Annotated in this window: 19 protein-coding genes; 7 read left to right on the top strand and 12 right to left on the bottom strand. The window is 69.0% G+C overall.

Annotated elements, in window-relative coordinates; translation table 11 throughout:
• Positions 1-3 precede the first annotated feature (3 nt).
• The 4 genes from HPO96_RS06065 to HPO96_RS06050 all read right to left on the bottom strand — a co-directional run bounded on the left by HPO96_RS06065 (position 4) and on the right by HPO96_RS06050 (position 5,758).
• A complete protein-coding gene (locus HPO96_RS06065; protein ID WP_171671689.1) occupies positions 4-1,392 on the bottom strand; it encodes a family 2B encapsulin nanocompartment shell protein in 1,389 nt (462 codons plus the stop codon).
• Positions 1,389-3,566, bottom strand: coding sequence for a terpene synthase family protein (locus HPO96_RS06060; RefSeq protein WP_171671687.1), 2,178 nt, complete (start codon positions 3,564-3,566; stop codon positions 1,389-1,391). Before HPO96_RS06060 ends, HPO96_RS06065 begins: the two co-directional genes overlap by 4 nt.
• A gap of 3 nt (positions 3,567-3,569) precedes the next feature.
• The gene (locus HPO96_RS06055) at positions 3,570-4,979 is read right to left on the bottom strand and encodes a family 2B encapsulin nanocompartment shell protein (protein WP_171671685.1); all 1,410 of its coding nucleotides are present in this window, start codon (positions 4,977-4,979) and stop codon (positions 3,570-3,572) included.
• A gap of 338 nt (positions 4,980-5,317) precedes the next feature.
• Positions 5,318-5,758 carry a PaaI family thioesterase gene (locus HPO96_RS06050; RefSeq protein WP_171671683.1) on the bottom strand — a complete coding sequence of 147 codons (441 nt, stop codon included), beginning with the start codon at positions 5,756-5,758 and terminating at the stop codon, positions 5,318-5,320.
• A gap of 38 nt (positions 5,759-5,796) precedes the next feature.
• On the opposite strand from HPO96_RS06050, the gene HPO96_RS06045 reads away from it, so the two are divergent.
• A complete protein-coding gene (locus HPO96_RS06045) occupies positions 5,797-6,534 on the top strand; it encodes a lipoate--protein ligase (protein ID WP_171671681.1) in 738 nt (245 codons plus the stop codon).
• On the opposite strand, the gene HPO96_RS06040 is transcribed toward HPO96_RS06045, so the two are convergent.
• Positions 6,494-7,696: an MFS transporter gene (locus HPO96_RS06040; RefSeq protein WP_171671679.1), complete on the bottom strand. Its 1,203-nt coding sequence runs from the start codon at positions 7,694-7,696 to the stop codon at positions 6,494-6,496. The genes HPO96_RS06045 and HPO96_RS06040 overlap by 41 nt on opposite strands.
• Before the next feature lie 25 nt (positions 7,697-7,721).
• Positions 7,722-8,315, bottom strand: coding sequence for a TetR/AcrR family transcriptional regulator (locus tag HPO96_RS06035; RefSeq protein WP_171671678.1), 594 nt, complete (start codon positions 8,313-8,315; stop codon positions 7,722-7,724).
• Between the two features lie 46 nt (positions 8,316-8,361).
• Here HPO96_RS06035 and HPO96_RS06030 point away from each other — a divergent pair, with 46 nt between their 5' ends.
• Positions 8,362-8,787, top strand: a complete 426-nt coding sequence (locus tag HPO96_RS06030; RefSeq protein WP_171671676.1) for a VOC family protein — start codon at positions 8,362-8,364, stop codon at positions 8,785-8,787.
• A 65-nt stretch (positions 8,788-8,852) separates the two neighbouring features.
• A complete protein-coding gene (locus HPO96_RS06025) occupies positions 8,853-9,779 on the top strand; it encodes a helix-turn-helix domain-containing protein (RefSeq protein WP_171671674.1) in 927 nt (308 codons plus the stop codon).
• A 39-nt stretch (positions 9,780-9,818) separates the two neighbouring features.
• Here the strand turns inward: HPO96_RS06025 and HPO96_RS06020 are convergent, their stop codons facing one another.
• The 4 genes from HPO96_RS06020 to HPO96_RS06005 all read right to left on the bottom strand — a co-directional run bounded on the left by HPO96_RS06020 (position 9,819) and on the right by HPO96_RS06005 (position 12,642).
• Positions 9,819-10,541: an ANTAR domain-containing protein gene (locus HPO96_RS06020; protein WP_171671672.1), complete on the bottom strand. Its 723-nt coding sequence runs from the start codon at positions 10,539-10,541 to the stop codon at positions 9,819-9,821.
• Between the two features lie 133 nt (positions 10,542-10,674).
• A complete protein-coding gene (locus HPO96_RS06015) occupies positions 10,675-11,373 on the bottom strand; it encodes a GAF and ANTAR domain-containing protein (protein ID WP_171671671.1) in 699 nt (232 codons plus the stop codon).
• Between the two features lie 120 nt (positions 11,374-11,493).
• Positions 11,494-11,667 (bottom strand): hypothetical protein, encoded by a 174-nt coding sequence (locus HPO96_RS06010; protein ID WP_171671669.1) that lies wholly within the window; start codon positions 11,665-11,667, stop codon positions 11,494-11,496.
• A gap of 9 nt (positions 11,668-11,676) precedes the next feature.
• Positions 11,677-12,642, bottom strand: coding sequence for a TIGR03557 family F420-dependent LLM class oxidoreductase (locus HPO96_RS06005; RefSeq protein ID WP_171671667.1), 966 nt, complete (start codon positions 12,640-12,642; stop codon positions 11,677-11,679).
• A gap of 96 nt (positions 12,643-12,738) precedes the next feature.
• Here HPO96_RS06005 and HPO96_RS06000 point away from each other — a divergent pair, with 96 nt between their 5' ends.
• On the top strand, positions 12,739-14,535 hold the full coding sequence (locus HPO96_RS06000; protein ID WP_171671665.1) for a thiamine pyrophosphate-requiring protein: 1,797 nt from the start codon (positions 12,739-12,741) through the stop codon (positions 14,533-14,535).
• Complete coding sequence (locus HPO96_RS05995) at positions 14,535-16,919, top strand: phosphoketolase family protein (RefSeq protein ID WP_171671664.1); 2,385 nt, start codon at positions 14,535-14,537, stop codon at positions 16,917-16,919. Before HPO96_RS06000 ends, HPO96_RS05995 begins: the two co-directional genes overlap by 1 nt.
• Here the strand turns inward: HPO96_RS05995 and HPO96_RS05990 are convergent.
• Positions 16,899-17,879: an iron-siderophore ABC transporter substrate-binding protein gene (locus tag HPO96_RS05990; protein WP_171671662.1), complete on the bottom strand. Its 981-nt coding sequence runs from the start codon at positions 17,877-17,879 to the stop codon at positions 16,899-16,901. The genes HPO96_RS05995 and HPO96_RS05990 overlap by 21 nt on opposite strands.
• A gap of 29 nt (positions 17,880-17,908) precedes the next feature.
• Positions 17,909-18,568 carry an HAD family hydrolase gene (locus HPO96_RS05985; RefSeq protein ID WP_337796518.1) on the bottom strand — a complete coding sequence of 220 codons (660 nt, stop codon included), beginning with the start codon at positions 18,566-18,568 and terminating at the stop codon, positions 17,909-17,911.
• Between the two features lie 110 nt (positions 18,569-18,678).
• Here HPO96_RS05985 and HPO96_RS05980 point away from each other — a divergent pair, with 110 nt between their 5' ends.
• Together HPO96_RS05980 and HPO96_RS05975 are read left to right on the top strand one after the other, a co-directional pair.
• On the top strand, positions 18,679-19,206 hold the full coding sequence (locus tag HPO96_RS05980; protein WP_337796517.1) for an RNA polymerase sigma factor: 528 nt from the start codon (positions 18,679-18,681) through the stop codon (positions 19,204-19,206).
• Positions 19,203-20,048, top strand: coding sequence for a hypothetical protein (locus HPO96_RS05975; protein WP_171671658.1), 846 nt, complete (start codon positions 19,203-19,205; stop codon positions 20,046-20,048). The genes HPO96_RS05980 and HPO96_RS05975 overlap by 4 nt, the downstream gene beginning before the upstream one ends.
• The last annotated feature ends 121 nt before the right edge of the window (positions 20,049-20,169 follow it).

Raw genomic sequence — 20,169 nt, 5'->3', positions numbered from 1 at the left:
TCCTCATCCACCGAGCTCGACGTTTTCCAGGACACCGAGCGCGTCCGGGACGAGAACCGCGACCGAGTAGTACGTGCTGACCAGGTAGGAGATGACCGCCTTCTCATTGATGCCCAGAAATCGGACGTTCAGACCCGGCTCGTACTCGTCGGGCAGCCCGGTCTGGCGCAACCCGATGACGCCCTCGTCATCAGCGCCGGTCCGCAGGACCAGAACGGACGTCGTGTTGTTCGCCGAGATCGGGATCTTGTTCGACGGCAACAGCGGGACGCCACGCCAGGCGTGCACCGTCCGGCCGTCGACCACCGTCGTCTCCGGGTAGATGCGCCGCTTGGTGCACTCCCGCCCGAACGCCGCGATGGCGCGCGGGTGCGCGAGCAGGAGCCGCGGTTTGCGCCGCCGGGTGAGCAGCTCGTCGAAGTCGTCCGGTGTCGGTGGGCCGGTGCGGGTATAGATGCACTGCTGGTAGTCAGCGTTGTGCAGCAGGCCGAACTCCCGGTTGTTCAGCAGCTCCCACTCCTGCCGTTCCTTCAACGCCTCGATGGTCAGCCGCAGCTGCTGCTCGGTCTGGTCCATCGGGTCGTTGTAGAGGTCCGCCACCCGGGTCTGCACCCGCAGGATGGTCTGGGCCACGCTGAGCTCGTACTCACGCGGGGCCGGGTCGTAATCGACGTACGTACCGGGCAGGTCGGACTCACCGGCGTGACCGGAGGCCACGTCGATAGCAGCCTCGCCGTTCTTGTTCTGCGCGCGCTGTGGCCGCTGCCGGTACTCGTCGAGGTGTGTCCGCAAAGACTCGGACTGATCGACCAGTTGGCTGAAGTCGCCGCGGCTGAGCTTCAGCACCACACAGGTCGTCAGCGCTTTGGCGGTGTACTCCCAGAGATTCTCCGGCGGCTCTGTCATCAGCTGCGACCCGAGGTGGTCGCCGTCCGCGACAGTGCCCAGGTCGGTGCCGGCGCCGTACTCACCGACGCCCGTCTTGCTGACCTTCCCGTGCGCGATCAGTACGACGTCGTCCACCCGGCTGCCGAACTCGACGATCACCTCACCCGGCGCAACCTCCTCGCGCCGGAACCGGTCCGCGAGTGCGTTGAGCACGTCTTCGTCGACGAACCCGCGCAGCGGCGGCAGCTCGGTCAGCTCAGCCGGAATGACCCGGACATCGGAGCCGGCCACGGAGAAGCTGAGCCGGCCGTCGCCGACCGAGTACGTCGTCCGCCGGTTCACCCGGAACGTCGCACCCTTCGTCTCCACCCACGGCAGCTGCCGGAGCAGCCAGCGCGGGCTGATGCCCTGCATCTGCGGAACGGACTTGGTCGTGCTGGACAGCTGCCGGGCGGCGGCTGTCCCGAGACTGAGCTGTGCGTTCTCCTGGTCTGCGACGGTCATGCCACACCCGCCTTTCTAGGCAGTCGGAAGGCGGAGGTGCCGAGACCGGTCGGGATACCGACACGGTGCGGCCGGCCCAGCCGGTGCGGCAGGGCCGAGGCTTCGTAGCGGTGACAGCCCTGGTGCCAGACGAGAATCCCCGACATCCAGTTGCGCAGCTCCTCGGCGTACCCGAGGACGGCCTGCCGGACGTCGTCGTCCAGGCCGAAGTCCGTCACCTGCGTGGGCAGGTCGTTCGCCGTGACGCGCTCGAACTCCTGCATCCGGGACGTCATCAGGTCGTTCACCACGGCGACGGCCTGCTCCTTGCCGACGGCCAGGAAGTTCTGCACGACCGCCACCCCGTTGTGGAAGTCGCCGTCGTACTGCATCTCCTTGTGGTACGAGAAGACGTCGTTCATCAGGCAGGCGTAGTCGGCCGCCGCGTTCTCCATCGCCTGCACCGGGCGGGACCGGTAGACCTCGGGCGGGATCCGGCGGTCGTGGCCGATCCGGCACAGGCTCATGGTCAGGTCGGAGCCGAACGTCCGGCGCCGCATCTCGATGTAGTCGACCGGGTCCGGGATCCGGTTCTGCGCCTGGTTGGCGAGCTCCCAGATCCAGCTGTCGGTCATCGTGTCGACGGCCTGCCGGAAGGCCAGCCGGTTCTCCGGCGTCATCGGGCCCGCCGTCCGCTCCCACAGGTCGGCGAGCGCGACCTCCAACGCGCCGACCGGCGCCGGGCCGGCCATGTCGAGCGGCATCAGCGCCGACAAGCGGGCAGTGGTGACTCTGGCTCCGGCCACATCCCTCCGCTGGCCGAAGACCTGAGGGTAGTAGTCGTCGGCCCACGTCCCCCAGACCAGCCACTGACTGGCCAGCGCCAACTGGTCGGCCGAGGCGTTCGGGAAGATCCCGGACGCGCACAGCGGCAGGTCGAACGCCTCCAGCATCCGTGCGTCCCAGATCGTCCCGTCCGACATGCCCGTCCGCCCGCCCCACTCCATGACGGCGAACCGCGCACTGTCCAGATGCGGGCTGCGCTTTGCCTGGAAAGGCATGTAGAAGTCGGGCAGGACGGTCGGGCCGACCTGCTGGTACGGCGTGAAGCTGTGACTGCGCGTTCGATAAGGAGCCGTGTTGATCAGCGACGAGACGATCTTGAACGCCGACGTCCCAAGCCCGGCGGACGCCGCTGCCTTACCGCCCTTGTTCATGTACCGGCTCGATCGCAGATGCCACTCGTGGCCGCCGGACTGCCAGTCCTGCAGGCCTTTCACATAGTGCAGCACCGCCGACGGATCGACCTGATGCTCGGCGACCAGCGCCGGCACCTCGACGACGGCCGTGTTCTCGAACTGGTGCAACCGCGAGGTGAGGATGTCGTTCACCAGGTCGGCGGCTCGTTGCGTCGGGCAACCGAAGAAGGTCTCCATCACCAGGACGGCGTTGTTCACCTCACCTTCGACCTCGACCTCGCGCTGGTAGGAGAACAGGTCGTTGCGCATGTGGATCGCGTCCGAGAAGGTGTCGCTGAGCACGTGCATCGCCCGGGCCTCGGCGATCTCGGCCGGCACCTCCGCGGTCACGTACTCGACCAGGTTCGCCGACCACGGCGCGCCGCCCACCTTGCGGCGCATCTCGACGTACTCGATCGGGTTGGCGATCCGGCCGCTGCTGATATTCGACAGCTCCCACAGGGACTCGGCGAGTAGGGCCTCTGTGGTCAGCCGGAACCGCCGCCGCCAGTCCGCCGACATCGACGGGATCGTCCGGTTCCACAGATCGACGAGCCCGCGCTCGACCGGGTTCTGCGGTACTTCGGTGATCTCACCTTCGGCCGGCATGAACAACGGCAGCCGGTCCAGGTAGGCCTTGGCGGCCGGGATGTCCCGGGTCTTCTTGTACAGCTCGAGGAAGTGGTCGTCGAAGTAGAAGACCCAGACGTACCAGTCGGTGACCAGATCCAGTTGCGGGCCGGTCGCGTCGGGGTGGGTGTAGGCGCACAGCAAGGCGTAGTCGTGGGAGTCGAAGTCGTGTTCGTCCCAGACGTGATGCCCTTCCTGCGGTACGTCGATCATGTCGAACTCGTAGGCCCAGGACTTGCTGTGTGCCCGGGCTCCCTCCAGGTGCGGATTGATCCTGGCGGGATACGGCACATAGAAGTCGGGCAGCTCGTAGGGCTGCTCGGCCATCGGTCAGCCCTCGCGACCGATCTCCACGCCTTCGAGGACTCCTAACGCGTCGGGCACCAGGACGGCCGCCGAGTAGTAGGCGCTGACCAGGTAGTTGATGATCGCCTTCTCGGTGATGTTCATGAACCGCACCGACAGGCCCGGCTCGTACTCGTCCGGCAGGCCGGTCTGGTGCAGGCCGATCACACCCTGGCTCTCCTCGCCGGTGCGCATCAGCAGGATCGAGCTGGTCCGCGTCTCGCTGACGCCGAGTTTGTTGCACGGGAAGATCGGTACGCCGCGCCACGCGGGCAGCCGGTGACCGCCGACGTCCACGGCGTCCGGGTAGATGCCGGCCCTGGTGCACTCGCGGCCGAACGCGGCGATCGTGCGCGGGTGCGCGAGGAAGAAGGCGGGCTCCTTCCAGACCAGGCTGAGCAGCTCGTCCAGGTCGCCGGGCGTCGGCGGACCGCTGCGGGTCGGGATCCGCATACTCAGATCCGCGTTGTGCAGCAGGCCGAACTCGCGGTTGTTGATCATTTCGTGTTCCTGGCGTTCGCGCAGGGCCTGGATGGTCAGCCGCAACTGCTGCTCGGTCTGGTCCATCGGGTGGTTGTAGAGGTCGGCGACCCGGCTGTGCACCCGCAGCACGGTCTGCGCGACGCTGAGCTCGTACTCGCGCGGGCTCGTCTCGTAGTCGACGTACGTCCCGGGCAGGTCGGACTCGCCGGCGTGCCCGGCGGCCAGCTCGATCGAGGCTTCGCCGAACTCGTTCTTCGCGGCCTCGGGGCTGTTCCGGAAGTTCTCGATATGCGCGCGGAGGCTGTCGGACTGGCCGATCAGCTCCTCGAACGCCTGCTGGGACAGCGAGAGCAGGGTGCCCGGGGTGAGCGCCTTGACGGTGAAGTCCCAGGTGTCGTCGGACTCCAGGATCGCCTTGTAGGTGAAGTGGTCGCCGTCGGCGAGCGTCTCCAGGACTGCCTCGTCGCCGTACTTGCCGACGCCGATCTTGTTCAGCTTGCCGTGCGCGATCAGACAGACCTGGTCGGCCGGATGGCCGCGCTCGACGATCACGTCACCCGGCTGGAACTCACGCTGCACGAACCGGTCGGCGAGCGCGCTGAGCACCTCGACGTCGTCGTAACTGCGCAACATCCCCAGCTCGCACAGCTCCTGCGGGATCACCCGGACCTCCGCGCCGGCGGTGGTGAAGGTGACCCGGCCGTCCCCGACGGCGTAGCTGAGCCGCCGGTTCACCCGGTAGGCGCCGCCCTTGGCCTCCACCCACGGCAGCAGTTTGAGCAGCCACCGCGAGGTGATGCCCTGCATCTGCGGCTCGGACTTCGTGGTCGTGGCCAGGTTCCGGGCCGCGGCCGTGCTCAGGCTGAGCTGGGACTGGCCGTTCGCGCTCACATCAGGTTCGGTCAGGGTCATGAAGCACACCACCGTTCGAGTCGGAATGCGGGCATGCGTCAGCACCACGCGGACGTGGTCTGCGCAGCTGGGAGCGTCCCGCCGGGCCGGGGCATGACAAAGCCACGGCACAGCGCGATTCAGCTGTCGGAGAAAGAAACGGCCGCAGCGGGTGGCATACGGGCACTTCGCGGTCCCCAGATCCGCAGTCCCCGACCCCGTCGGCTTACTCACTAACAGTAATCAGGTGCTGACCAGTGACGTCAAGACGTAACCGTCGGCAACTTCTTACAGACCTTTCCGAACCCCGAGACAATCCACACCCGACCCCGAGGAAATAGCCCCTGACCCCGAGTTCTTCAGCGCTCCGGGCGGGCGTCGACGCGGATCAGCGTCTGCTGACCGGCCGCCACCAGCGTCCGCTGCCCACCGGCCACTGCAAAAACTTCCAACCGGCACACCGTCAGCGTCCGCCCCGCCTTCAGGACGGCGCCCACGGCGTCCAGGAACTCGCCCTCGGCCGGCGCCAGCAGGTTGATCTTGAATTCGACGGTCAACACCGAGCTGTCCGCCGGGAACAGCGTGAACGCGGCGTACCCACCGGCGCTGTCGGCGATCGAGCTGGTCGCGCCGGCGTGGAAGTAGCCGTGCTGCTGCGTGACCTCGGGACGGCTCGGCAGCTCGATATGCACGAGACCGGGGCCGATGTGAGTCAGCCGGGCGCCGAGGTGGGCCATCAGCCCCTGGCGCTCGAAGCTCGCCCGGACCCGGGCCTGCACCTCGCTGTCGGCCTCGTCCATGGCGGCACTCTAGCGACGGGGCGTGGCACGATTCCCTCGTGCGTTTGTACTCGGGTCCGATTGATGAAGGTGACGAGGCGCTGGAGCTGGCGGCGGCGCATGCGTTGGTGCGGCGGGCTTCGGAGGGTGGGGTGGGGGAGGCGTTGCGGGTTTATCGGCCGGCGGCGCCGGTGGTGGTGTTCGGGCGGCGGGATACGCGGCTGGCCGGGTTCGGGGCTGCGGTTGGGGCTGCTCGGGATGCTGGGTTCGTGCCGCTGATTCGGGCGGTGGGTGGGCGGCCGGTGGCTTATACGTCGGCGGCGCTGGTGGTTGATCACGTGCGGTACGAGGAGCTGGCGCCGGAGGGGATGCAGGCGCGGTTCGAGTACTACGGAGAGCTGTACGCCGGGGTGCTGCGCGGGGCCGGTATCGACGCGCGGGTCGGGGAGGTCCCGGGGGAGTACTGCCCGGGGGCGCACAGCATCAACGCGCGGGGTGCGGTGAAGCTGGTCGGGACCGGGCAGCGGGTGATTCGGAACGGGTGGCTGTTCAGTGCGCTCGTCGTGCTCGGTGATGACGACGTGTTACGGCCGCTGCTCAGCGAGATCTACCGGCTGCTGGAGCTGCCGTTCGATCCGGCGACGGTCGGGTCGGTGACGACCGAGGGCGGGACGGCGGACGGCGTCGAGAAGCGGCTGCTCGCGGCGTACGCGCGGTCCGCGGTGCTGGAGCCCGCCGTACTGGACGACGCGACGCTCACGATCGCTCGGGAGCTGGCTCCGGACCACCGCGCATAACCGCGACGTGCAGGGCGAGCGTGAGCGCGAGGACGACGGCGGCGACCGCGAGCAGCGCGTGCGGTGAACCGCCGGCCGCGAGGGTGATGCCGCCGAGCCCGCCGCCCAGGGCCGCGCCGAGGGAGATCGCGCTGCCGTTCAGCGCCATCACGATCGCCGCCGACTCGGGTGCGAGCGCGCCGAGCCGCGCCTGCTGCGGGACGGCGGCGCCGCCGTTACCCACACCCGCGGCGAAGAACCAGAGCACCCCGCCGACCGCGGCCAGCGCGAACGGCGCCCATTCGAGCGCGATCCCGCCGAGGATCGAATTGAGCAGCAGCCCGGCCAGCACGATGGTCAGCACGCGCAGCGGCGTGAAGCGATCGGTCAGGCGGCCGGTGACGGCGTTCCCGAGCATGCTGGCCAGTCCGTAGCCGAACAGCAGCAGGATCATCGCCCACTCGGCGGAGAACAGCGGCCCGAAGATGAGCGTCGCGTAAGTGAAGCAGGTGTAGCTGCTGCACAGGATGCCGACCGTGATCAACAGCCCGGCGAGCAGCCGCGGCTGCTTGAGCGGCCGCAGCCGATCGGCCAGTGTGCCGGCGGGCAGTTGCAGGTGGGGCAGCCGGAGCAGGATGCCGGCCAATGCGATCGTGCCGACGATCGCGACCAGGATCATCGGGAACCGCCAGCTCGACTGGCCGATCACCAGCCCGACCGGCACCCCGAGCGCCGTCGCCGTCATCCAGCCGCCGAGGACGAACGACAACGCCTTCCCGCGATGCCGGATCGGCGTCAATGCGATCACATAACCGGTCACGGCCGCGTTCAGCAGGCAACCGCCCAGCGCCGCGACCACCCGGCCGCCGATCGCGGTCGCGTAGTTCGGCGCGAAACCGACGATCAGGTTGCCGACGACGAACACGGCCAGCGAGACGGCGATCGTCCGACGGCGCTCCCAGCGGCTGGTCGCCGTCCCGAGCACCGGCGCCGCGATCGCCGCGGTCAGCGCGAACACCGACATCAACTGCCCGGCCGCCGCTTCGCTGACCCGCAGGTCATCCGCGATCGCCGGGAGCAACCCGGCCAGCACGTAGCCGTCGATCCCGGTCGAGAACAGCGCCACCGCCAGCCAGACGAAGGTTCGGTACGAGACGCCGTCCTGCTCCTCGGTTTGCTTCACAAGCGCCCATCGAACCCCTGACGAGTCAGCTCGGCAAGCGCTGATCCGGCTGGTGAGCGAGAACGCGCGCAGCCGCCGCGGCGCTCACTTCCGCGCGTGCGCGGTCGGTGAGCACACCTTCACGCAGAAACGCGGCGAATCCATGGGCGGTCGCGGCGATCGTGTGGATCAGTTCGAGCGCAGCCGCCGGCTCTGCCCGAAGCTGCTCGGCCGGCGCCCGAAGGACGTCGAGCACGCGCTGACCCGCCTCCTCCAGCCCCGGGTGCTCCCGCTTCACCAGCCCCGCCCCGAACGTCACGTCGAACAGCGCCTGCTGCTCCACCGCGAACCCGACGTACGCCGAAGCGAACCGGGCGAGCTGCTCGATCGGATCCGCCGCCCCGCCCGCCGCCCGCGCGAACCGCACCCGCTGCTCCTCGTAGCTGCGCATGGCCAGCGCCGCCAGCAACGCCTCCCTGTTTGCGAAATGCCGGAACGGCGCCGCCGCGCTAACCCCCGCCCGCCGGCTCGCCTCCGCCAGGCTGAACCCCTGCGGCCCCCGCTCCGCGACCAGCTCCAGCGCGGCCTGTTCGAGCGCGTTCCGCAGATCGCCGTGGTGATACCCGGCCCGAGGAGTCATGGCGACGATGTTAACAACACTAACTTAGCGGTGTACGCTGATCGATGTGAATACTATTAACATTACCTTCGACCATGTCGGCCTCTCCGTCGCCGACCTCGACCTCCAGCGCGACTTTTACGCCCGCGCCCTCGGCCTCACCGAGGTCGAGGAGGAGCTCGAGCTCCCGGAAGCGGGCGTCCGGACCGCGATCCTGCGCCGTCCCGACGGCTTGAAACTGGAGTTCGTCGAGCGCAGCGGATCGGCGCCCCAGGAGTTCGCCGACCCGTACGCCGGCGCCGCCGTCCAGGGCTATTTCCACTGGGCTCTGGCCGTCGCCGACCTGGAGGCCGCCCACGCGCAACTGCTGGCCGCGGGCGCCACCGAGGTCTCGCCGCCGGCTCCCGCAGCCCGGCCCGGCGCCCGCTTCGCCTACCTCAAGGATCCGGAGGGCAATCTGCTGGAGCTGATCCAGGCTGCGCCTGTTCGCTAGCATGGAGACATCGCTCCGGCTCAGACAAGTGGCCGGTTCGTTGCGGTGTGTGGTGGGGGTTGTTCGTGGAATCCCTGAAGTTCGAGAGCCGGGATCTGGAGTCGACCGAGGCGTTCCTGAACCGGGCCTATACGAAGATGCGGATCGGTAGCCCGGGCGAGCAGATCCGGACCCGGATCGAGCGCGAGGCGGCCGGGTCGATCACGGTGGACCGGCTCGAGATCGGGTTCGAGATGCGCTACGACGCGAACCCGCTGGGCAAGATCTGCCTGTGCGTCGTCGCGGACGGCACCGTCCGCGACCATGTCACGGACGGCTGGCAGGATGCCTTCGGCCCCGGTGATGTGGTGTCGTTCGCGCCGCCGGACCGCCCGTACGCCGGGCGGATCGACAACTCGCGCTACAGCATCACCATGTTCGACCCCGCGCTGCTCACCCAGGCGGCGCACGCCGTCGCGCCGGTCCGGTTGCTCCACCACCGCCCGCGGACGGCGGCGGCCGGGCAACAGCTCGCGCGGACGATCAGCTACCTGGGCGACGACGTCCTGCCGAACCCGACGCTCAAGGCGTCGCGGCTGTTGCTGGCCTCGGTCGAGCAGTTGCTCGCGTCGAGTGTGCTCGCGGCCTTCCCGAACACCGCCCTGGACGCGGACGGCGGGCAGATCGCGCCGTCCCGAACCGTCCGCCGCGCAATCGCCTACCTGGAGTCGAACGTCGATTCCCCGATCGGCGTCGGCGATATCGCGGCGGCGGCCGGTGTGACGGTGCGAGCTGTGCAGAGCGCGTTCCAGCGCCATCTCGGAATCAGCCCACTCGGCTACCTGCGGCAGCTGCGGCTCGCCGAGGCGCGCGCGATGCTGCAGGCGGGTGATCCGGCCGAGCTGACCGTGTCCGCAGCCGCGGCGCGCTGGGGTTTCCATCACCTCGGTCGTTTCGCCGCGGCCTACCGGCAAACGTACGGCGAGTCGCCGAGCGAGACACTGCACAACTGAGGAGAGCCGCGCCATCCCCTGTCGGCGGCGCGGCCCGCCTCAGGGCTTCGGCCCGTTGACGCGCGGCAACCGCCGCGTGTCGATCAGCTGTTGGGCGACGTCGCGCAGCTTGGTGTTGGTGTCCTGGGAGTAGCGGCGCAGGACGGCGAACGCGCGGTCGCCGTCGATGTCGAACCGCTCCATCAGGATGCCCATCGCCTGACCGACCAGCTTGCGGGCGTCGACGGCCTGGGCGAGGTTCGCCTCGTGGCGGGTGGTGGCGATCGCGACGGTCGCGTGTCGCGCGAGGATGTGCGCGACAGCCTCGTCGTCCGGGCCGAAGGCATCCGGCTCCGGGCTGTAGAGACCGAGGACGCCGGTGGTCGTCGCGTGCCGGGCGCCGAACAGCAGCGGTACGTCGAGCACACTGCGCACCCCGAGCGCGGACACCTTCGCGGCCCACTCGGGCCAGCGATGATCGCTCTCGGTGTCGCGGATCAGGACCGTCTCCCGGTCGTGCATCGTGGTCACCAGCGGACCGGTCTCGGTTCCGAGCTGGAGCTCGAACACCTCGGCGACCACCGGGGCGGTGACGGCCGCGATCTCGGGGCGCGATCCGCTCGCCCAGACGGTGAGCCCGGCGTACGAGCAGTTGAGTGCCTGGAGCGCGAACCCGACGACGACGTCGACGGTCTCCTCGATACCGGTCAGGTTGTGCAACTCGACCGCGAGGTGCGCGAATCGCGCTGCCGAGTTGTCGGCGGGCGAGCTGATCACAGACACGAGATACTCCAGTGGTGGGATGGAACTGCCGGACACCCACCCTGCAGGAGTGTCGTGTGGCCAGTATCCCTTGTGGACAAGGGATTCCGAAGCATTCGCCGGAAGTTTGCGGTTCCTGGACAGGGCATTGCGTTCATCGGCTGCCGGTTGGGTCAGGGAGCTTCCGGGTCGCGATCAGCCCGGCTGCGACGTCGCGCAACTTGAGGTGCTGTTCCTGGGAGTACCGCCGCAGGAAGCCGATCGCCTGCTCGGCGGTCAGGTCGAGCCGCTCCATCAAGATCCCCACGGCCTGGCCGACCGTCTCCTGGGCGATCTGCGCGACCAGCAGGGTCTGCCGGATCCGGGCCGCGTCGATCGCGACGGCGACATGCTCGGCCAGCACCCGAGCCTGTTCGATCTGCGCGGTCCCGAGTTCGGCCGCCGTCCGGCCGGCGACTTCGAGGACGCCGAGACACCACTGGTCGCGGCTCATCAGCGGCAGACTCAGCCAGCGGCGCCAGCCGAGCGCGCAGGCGGACGGCGTCCAGCGGCTCCAGAGCGGGGTGGTGGTCAGATCGGCGAACACCGGCGCCGAGGCGCGGGCGGCGTCCAGCGCCGGGCCCTCGGTGGCGACGAGCTGCCGGTCGATCGCAGCGGCGAGGACGGCGTCGTCCGCACCGGCGAGCCGGAATCGGCGCTGTTCGTAGAGCACCAAGCCGACCGATCCGCCGCCGATCAGCGGCGCGGCCGCAGTGCAGACTGTCTCCGCGACATCCGCGACGGTCTCCAGGTCGGCGAGCCGGCCGGCGAGTTCGGCGAAGGCGTGCGCGGACGTGAGGTCGGTGCTGGGCAAGGGTGAGCGCTCCCGCAAGACAAACGGTCGTCGCCCATTGCCCGAGCTGACGCAGAGCGAGAGCTTTTCACAAGGCTCCGCCGCGCCGTCACCCGGGGTGGCGGCGCGGCGGGCGCGCGATCAGAAGCGGGGGAGCTGCTCGTTCGGGTCCTCGTCGGGATCCGCCGGGATCGGGTCCGGATTCGGGTTCAGATCCGGATCCTGCTCCTCCGGCCGGCCCTGGCCCGGGAAGGGGCGATCGGGATCGGTCGGGTCGGGGAGCGGCGGGACGGGGGGAATCGGTTGCTGCGTCATGAGTTCCTCCTAAGGGTGCCGGTGTCGGAGTTCGGGAAGTACTTCGGTGCGGTAGAGGTTCATCAGGTCCACGGTGTGCGGGCCCATGTTGGCGACGTAGACCTCGTCGAATCCGGCTTCGGCGTACGGCGTGAACGCCTCGATGTGGTCATCGGCCTTCGGCCCGGCGGTCACCGACTCGGCGGTCGCCTCCTTGGTCACCAACTGACTGGCCTGCTCGAAATGCCGGGGTGACGGCAGCACTTGGGCCAGCTCACCGGGCAGGCCGGCGTTGCCCCAGATCCGGTGCGCCTGCTCGACGCCCTCGTCACGCGTCGGCGCGTAGCTGACCTTGAAACCGCCTTGGGCCGGCTTGTCGCCGCCGCCGTGCTCACGAAAGCGCTGCAGTAGTTCGGTGTCCGGTTCGGTGGTGATGTAGCCGTCCGCGATCCGGGCGGCGACATCGGTTGCCTCCGGCCCGAATCCGGACATGTAGATCGGCAGCGGCGCCTCCGGGCGGGTGTAGATCCGGGCGGTGTCCACGGTGTAGTGCTTGCCGTGATGGGAGACGAACCCCTCCTCCGTCCAGAGCCGCCGCATGATCTCCACCGCCTCTTCGAGCATCTCCAGCCGGACGCCGACCGTCGGCCAGACCGATCCGAGGATGTGCTCGTTGAGGGCTTCGCCGCTGCCGATCCCGAGCCGGAACCGCCCGTTCAGCAGGACGGCGCTCGTCGCCGCGGCCTGCGCGATCACCGCCGGGTGGATCCGCACCGTCGGGCACGTCACCGCCGTCGTCACCGGCAGTTCGCACACCTGCGAGATCGCCCCGATCGCCGACCACACGAACGCACTCTGCCCCTGCGCGTCGTTCCACGGGTGAAAGTGATCGCTGATCCACAACCCGTCGAACCCGGCCTCCTCGGCCAGCCGCGCCTGCTCGATCAGCTCGGCCGGCGTGTATTCCTCACTCGACAGGAAGTACCCGATCTTCACGTCGTCCTCCGCTCACTGGTCGGTCCCTGCCGGTGCCCGGCGCCGGCAGATCCATGCGCCCGGTTGGGAGCGGGCCGAGCGGGCACCGGCCGGATCATGAAGAACACCGTCGCCGATGTCCTGCTCGCCCGCCTCCGCGCCTGGGGTGTGGACCACGTCTTCGGTTACGCCGGTGACGGCATCAACGGCCTGCTGTCGGCCTGGGAGCGCGCGGACGACGAACCGCGCTTCGTACAGGCCAGACACGAAGAGCTCGCCGCCTTCGAGGCGGTCGGGTACGCGAAGTTCAGCGGCCGGGTCGGCGTCTGCGCCGCGACCAGCGGTCCGGGCGCGATCCACCTGCTGAACGGCCTGTACGACGCCAAACTCGATCATGTCCCGGTGGTCGCGATCGTCGGTCAGACCTCCCGGTCGGCGCTGGGCGGCCATTATCAGCAAGAGGTCGATCTGATGGCGTTGTTCAAGGATGTCGCGAGCGACTACTGCCAGCAGGCGATGGTCCCCGAGCAGCTGCCGAACGTGCTGGATCGGGCGATCCGGATCGCGACGTCCCGGCGTACCGTCACCGCGCTCGTCGTCCCGAACGACGTCCAGGAACTGGAGTACGTCGAGCCGTCACACGCGTTCAAGATGGTGCCGTCGAGTCTCGATCAGAGTTGGTCGACGGCGGTTCCGGCGGACGACGACCTGCGGCGGGCCGCCGATGTGCTGAACGCCGGGGAGCGGGTCGCGATCCTGATCGGTCAAGGCGCGCGTGCCGCCGGGCCGGAGGTGACCGCGATCGCCGAGCAGCTGGGCGCCGGAGTCGCGAAGGCGCTGCTGGGCAAGGACGTGCTGTCCGACGAGCTGCCGTGGGTGACCGGGTCGATCGGACTGCTTGGCACGCGGCCGTCGTACGAGCTGATGCGGGACTGCGACACCTTGCTCGTGGTCGGGTCGAACTTCCCGTACAGCCAGTTCCTGCCGGAGTACGGCCAGGCGCGCGCGGTGCAGATCGACGCCGATCCGACCATGATCGGCTTGCGTTATCCGTTCGAGGTGAACCTGGTCGGCGATGCCGGGGAGACCTTGCGCCGCTTGCTCCCGATGGTCCAGGCCAAGGCTGATCGGTCCTGGCGGGAGACCGTCGAGAGCAACGTCGAGCGCTGGTGGGAGGTCCTCGATCGCCGCGCCCACACGTCGGCCGATCCGATCAACCCCGAGCTGGTCTTCCACGAGCTCTCGCCGCGGTTGCCGGCCGACGCGATCGTGACGGCCGACTCCGGCTCCGCAGCCAACTGGTACGCCCGGCATCTCCGCTTCCGGGACGGGATGCGGGGCTCGCTGTCCGGGACGCTCGCGACGATGGGCCCGGGCGTGCCCTATCTGGTCGGCGCGAAGTTCGGCCGGCTCGGCCGGCCGGGGATCGCGCTGGTCGGCGACGGCGCGATGCAGATGAACGGCATCAACGAGCTGATCACGATCGCGAAGTACTGGCGGGACTGGGACGATCCGCGGCTGGTCGTCGCCGTGCTGCACAACAACGATCTGAACCAGGTGACGTGGGAACTACGGGCGATGGGCGGTTCGCCGCAGTTCCTGCCCTCCCAGGAACTGCCCGAGTTCTCGTACGCCGCCTACGCGCGCAGCCTGGGGCTGGCCGGTGTTCTGGTCGCGAAGCCGGACGAAGTCGCTGGAGCGTGGGAGGAGGCGCTCGCGGCGGATCGGCCGTGTGTGCTCGACTTCCGCACCGATCCGGCCGTACCGCCGATCCCGCCGCATGCCACGTGGGACCAGATCGTGAAATCGGCCGAGTCGATCCTGCGTGGGGATTCCGATCGGGTCGACGTGATCAAGGAAGGCGTGAAGTCGAAACTCCAGGAGTTCCTGCCTGGTAACGGAAAGGACGCGTGATGCAGCAGATCCGGACGCGGCCGTTGGGTGCCGAGGAGCTGGTCGATCTCGACGCGTACTGGCGGGCGGCCAACTACTTGTCGGTCGGGCAGATCTACCTGCTGGACAATCCATTGCTGAGTGAGCCGCTGCGGGCCGAGCATCTCAAGCCGCGGTTGTTGGGGCATTGGGGGACGACGCCGGGGCTGAACCTGATCTACGCGCATCTCAATCGGGTGATCCGGCAGCGGGAGCTGTCGATGCTGTACGTGACCGGGCCGGGGCACGGCGGGCCGGCGCTGGTGGCCAACACCTGGTTGGAGGGGAGCTGGACGGCGGCGTACCCGACGACGACCCGGGACGCGGCCGGGATGGCGCGGCTGTTCAAGCAGTTCTCGTTCCCGGGCGGGATTCCGAGTCATGTCGCGGCCGATGTGCCCGGGTCGATCAACGAGGGCGGCGAGTTGGGCTACTCGCTGAGTCATGCGTACGGCGCGGCCGCGGACAACCCGGATCTCGTGGTGGCCTGCGTGGTCGGGGACGGTGAGGCCGAAACGGGGCCGTTGGCAACTTCTTGGCATGCGAACAAGTTCCTGAACCCGGCCGCGGACGGCGCGGTGCTGCCGATCCTGCACCTGAACGGCTACAAGATCGCCAACCCGACGCTGCTCGCGCGGATCGGCGACGACGAGCTGACCGCGCTCTTCCGCGGGTACGGCTACGAGCCTTGTCTGGTCGCCGGTTCGGAGCCGGCCGACGTCCATCAGGCGCTCGCAGCCGCGCTCGATCACTGCCTGGATCGGATCGCCGAGATTCAGCGCGAAGCGCGGTCCGCCGCGGCGACGCCGGCTCGGCCGGGCTGGCCGATGATCATGCTTCGGACGCCGAAGGGCTGGACCGGGCCACGCACGGTCGACGGCGACCAGATCGAGGACACCTGGCGTTCACACCAGGTGCCGCTGTCCGGCGTCCGGACGGACGACGACCATCGGCGGCAGCTGGAGTCGTGGCTGCGCAGCTATCGACCCGAGGAGTTGTTCGACGCGGACGGGCGTCCGGTCGAGCGGCTGCTCGCGCAGGTGCCGCGGGCCGAACTGCGGATGGGCTCGTCGCCACACGCGAACGGCGGCTTGCTGACACGCGATCTGGTGCTGCCCGCGGTCGCGGAGTACGCCGTCCCGGTGAAATCGCCGGGGGTCGAGGACGGCGAGCCGACGAAGGCGTTCGGGGTCTACCTGCGCGACGCGTTCGAGCTGAACGCGCCGTACCGGAATCTGCGGCTGTTCGGCCCGGACGAGACCGAGTCGAACCGGTTGAACGCGGTGTACGCCGCGACCGGGAAGGCCTGGCTGGCTGATCGCAAGCCGACTGACGAGCATCTCGCCCCGGACGGCCGGGTGCTGGAGGTGCTCAGCGAACATTTGTGCCAGGGCTGGTTGGAGGGGTATCTGCTGACCGGCCGGCACGGGGTGTTCTCGTCGTACGAGGCCTTCGTGCACATCGTGGACTCGATGGTGAACCAGCACGCGAAGTGGCTGAAGACGATCAACCGGCTGGAGTGGCGGCGGCCGATCCCGTCGCTGAACTACCTGCTCACCTCACATGTGTGGCGGCAGGACCACAACGGCTTCTCGCACCAGGATCCCGGGTTCATCGACCATGTGGTGAACAAGAAGGCCGAGGTCGTCCGCGTCTACCTGCCACCGGACGCGAACACCTTGCTGTCCACCATGGATCACTGCCTGCAGACCCGGAACCAGATCAATGTCGTTGTTGCCGGCAAACAACCGCAGCCGAGCTGGCTGAGCTGGGAGGCGGCCGCCCTGCACTGCGCCCGCGGCATCGGCGTCTGGGACTTCGCCTCGAACGACGACGGGGACCCGGACGTCGTTCTGGCCTGCGCGGGCGACGTCCCGACGATGGAGACCCTGGCCGCGGTCAGCCTGCTCCGCGAGCACCTGCCGGACCTGCGCATCCGCGTCGTCAACGTCGTCGACCTGATGCGGCTGCAGGGCGCCACGGAACATCCGCACGGTCTGCCGGATGCCGAGTTCGATGCCTTGTTCACCACCGACAAACCAGTGATCTTCGCCTACCACGGCTACCCGTGGTTGATCCATCGCCTCACCTACCGCCGGGCCGGCCACGACAACCTGCACGTCCGCGGTTACATCGAGGAAGGCACGACCACCACCCCGTTCGACATGGTCGTCCAGAACAACCTCGACCGCTACCACCTGGCGATGGACGTCATCGACCGCGTGCCGGCGCTGCGAACTCGCGCGGTACGGGCCCGGCAGTACTTCGCCGATCAGCGGACGCGTCATCACGCGTATGTCCGCGAGCACGGCGAAGACCTGCCGGAGGTCCGCGACTGGCGCTGGTCAGACGACCTTGGCCAGTGAGTTCGTGAGGTCGTCGAGGACGGCCATGGTGCTCAGGACGGTGCCGAAGGCGAGGCCGTCGGCGACGTTCTTGGGGAGCCAGATCAGGTCGCCGCGGCGGACGGCGGGGATGGCCTGGAAGACCTTGTTGCGTTTGGCGGCGGCGGCCTCGTCGCTGTAGGACTGGCCGATGATGACGTCGGCCTCGTAGTCGGCGAGGCGTTCGCTGCCGATCGAGGCGTAGAAGTCTTTCGGGTGCTCCTTGGCGAGCTTCTCGGCGATCGGGGTGAGGTGGAAGCCGAGCTCGAGCAAGGCCTGCACGCGTGGGTCGACCGCGAAGTACAGGTAGAAATCGGGAGCGGCCGGCCAGATGTAGCTGAGTGACTTCCCCGCGAACGACGGGTGTTTCGTGCGGGCTTCGGCGTACCGGCGTTCGGCCTGGGCGATCAGCTCGGCGGCTCGCTGTTCGCGACCGAGGATCTCGCCCATCCGGCGGGTGTGATCGCGCCACGGCGTCCCGTATGCGCCGTCCGCCCGCAGCGGGCCGACGGTCGGCACCACGGCGGCGAGCTTGTCGTAGTCCGGCTGCTTGAGCGAGTCGGTCGCGATGATCAGGTCCGGTTTGAGGGACAGGATCCGTTCGACCGGCATCCCGTCCGTCAGCTCGAACCCCACCGGCTGCGCCGTCCCTGCCAACGGCCGGGCCCAGGCGTTCAACCCGGTCCCGAAGAAGTCGGTGAACCCGACCGGGACGACGCCGAGCGCCAGCGCAACCTCGACATCCGTGTATCCGAGCACCACCACCCGCTTCGGCTCCGCGGGCACCGACGTCCGCCCGAAGGCATGCTCCACCACCCGCCCGGCCGCCGGCTCGTCTGCCACCGGCTTCGAACAAGCGGCCAGCCCCAGCGCCAAGCCGCCGGCCAGCACCCCGCGCCGCGGAATCCCGCCGCCCAGTTCCGGCGTCTGCAAGTACGGCATCGCAACCCCTCCTCTTAGGTATACCTAACCTAATGTGCGAGGGGTCGGTCGAGGAGTGCGAGGGCCTCGGCGAGGGTGCTGGCGACGGGGTGGCCGGTGGCTTCCAGGGCGGCGCGGGGCATGGCGCCGGTGGTGACGAGGACGCAGTGGGCGCCGGCGGCGGTGGCGGCGTCGGCGTCGTCCACGACGTCGCCGATCAGGACGACGGTGGCCGGGTCGAGCTGCTGGGCTTCGAGGTGCGCCTGGAGGCTCTCGGCCTTGGAGCCGCCGCCGATGGTGGCGACCAGGCCGTCGACGCGACGGAAGTGCGGCGTCAGGCCGAAGGCCTCGACGGTGGGAGTGAGGCGGTCGTGGAACCACATGGAGAGCAGCGACTGCGTGCGGCCGGATTCGGCGACGGCGCGGAGGGCGTCGGGTGCGTCGGCGGCCAGGCCGCAGGTGGCCAGCAGGGCGTCGTACCGCTCGTGGTAGAGCTTGTCGACGCGGGCCCACTCCGTCTCGTCGAGAGTGCGGCCGAGGATGGCCTCGTATGAGACGTGCATCGGGCGCGTGTACGCCGCCTGCCACTCCGCCCAACTCACCGCGGCGCCGCCGAAGTCGACGAACACCGAGTTGACCGCGGCCAGCACGACCTCGTTGTCGTTCAGCAGTGTCCCGTTCCAGTCCCAAACGACATGAGAGATGTTCACTGACCCAAGTCTAGGTGCGGACAAGCTGACCTGGGGATGGGGTGAAATCGGGGGAGGGCCGGCGACATAGGACGGGTATGACCTCAGTGGCGGAAGAGACAGGTGGCGCCGTGCACGCTCCACCGGCGGGCGAACAGCTCGTCCGGTTCGAGGAGCTGTTCGCGGCGCACCACGAGCGGGTGCTGGCCTACCTGCTGCGGCGAGTGACCAACTCCGGGGACGTCGACGACCTGGTCGCGGAGACGTTCCTGACCGCGTGGCGGCGGTTGGGCGACGTGCCGGGCGGCGAGGGCGCGCTCCCTTGGTTGTACGCCGTGGCGCGGCGAGTGCTGGCCAACCATCGGCGGCGCGAGCAGACCAGGCTCGCGCTGGTCGACAAGCTGCGGACGGCGCCCGTGCACACCGGCCACCCGGATCCGGAAGGGGCCGCGCTGACCGCGGCCGCGTGGCGGGAGCTCCCGGAGCGCGACCGGGAAGTGCTGGCCTTGATCGCCTGGGAAGGGCTCGAGGCCGACCAGGTCGCGGTCGTACTCGGCTGTTCGCGGAACGCCGTCCGGATTCGGCTGCACCGCGCGAAACGCCGCTTCGAGAAGTTGCTCCGATCCACTCCGGCCCTGCCTGAAGGAGGTGCGGCATGACACGTTCGACCGTCGACAAGATCCGTGACCTGAACCCGGTCTCCGACGACGAGGCCCGGGCCGCCGCCCGCGCCAACGACTCGGCCTGGCTCGACGTCCTGGCCAAAGCGCGGCACACCGCCCAGGAAGTCCCGCACCGGCGGGTGAGGCGGCAGGCGCCGATGGTCCGCCGGCTCGTCCCGATCCTGGTCGCGGCTGCGGTGGTCGGTGCGGTCGCGCTGACCGCGGTCGAGCGCTCTGGGGGCGATCGGCAGGAGGCTCTTGGCTCCGCGCTGGCGTTCAGCGACGAGGGGCGCTACGTGCAGATCAGGATCGTCGATCTGGAGGCCGACACCGCGCGGTTCACCAAGGAACTGAAGAAGCACAACCTGAACTTCACGATCAAACTCCTCGCCTCGACGCCGTCGACGGTCGGCCGACTGGTGTGGGAGGGTGATATGGGCGGTAACACCGGGGGCAACTTCAAGGTCAGCGCGGAGCCGAACGGCTGTGCCGTCGGCGGCCCGACGCCCTGCTTCATCGAGATCAAGGTGCCGCGGGACTACACCGGCAGCGGCGAGCTGGCGATCGGCCGGCCGATGCGGCCGGGGGAGTCCGCGGAAACCGGCGGCACGATCGGCGAACCGGGGGAGCCGCTGGCCGGGGTGAAGTTCTACGGCTTGCGGGTCGACAAGGTGCGCGAGCTGCTCGCGCAGCGCGGGTTCGTCGTCCGCTCCTACATCGAGCGGAAGGACGACGACAACGTCCGGCACGAGAGCGTCCCGGACAACTGGTTGGTCACCAATGGCTCGCTGGCCGTCGACAACCAGGTCACGCTGCGGGTGACACCGAAGTTGCGGTGAGCAACTGATCTGCGGCCTCCGGCGTGACGGAGGTCGCAGATCCAGGCGTGGACGGCGATTGACTAAGGGTAGCCTTACCGAAGAGGATCGAGAGTGTTCTGGTCCGGCACTCTTCAGGAGG

The organism is Kribbella sandramycini, assembly GCF_013131805.1.
Classification (GTDB): Bacteria; Actinomycetota; Actinomycetes; order Propionibacteriales; family Kribbellaceae; genus Kribbella; species Kribbella sandramycini.
Note: the sequence above shows the minus strand (reverse complement) of the source record. Positions and strands in the feature narration are given on the sequence as shown.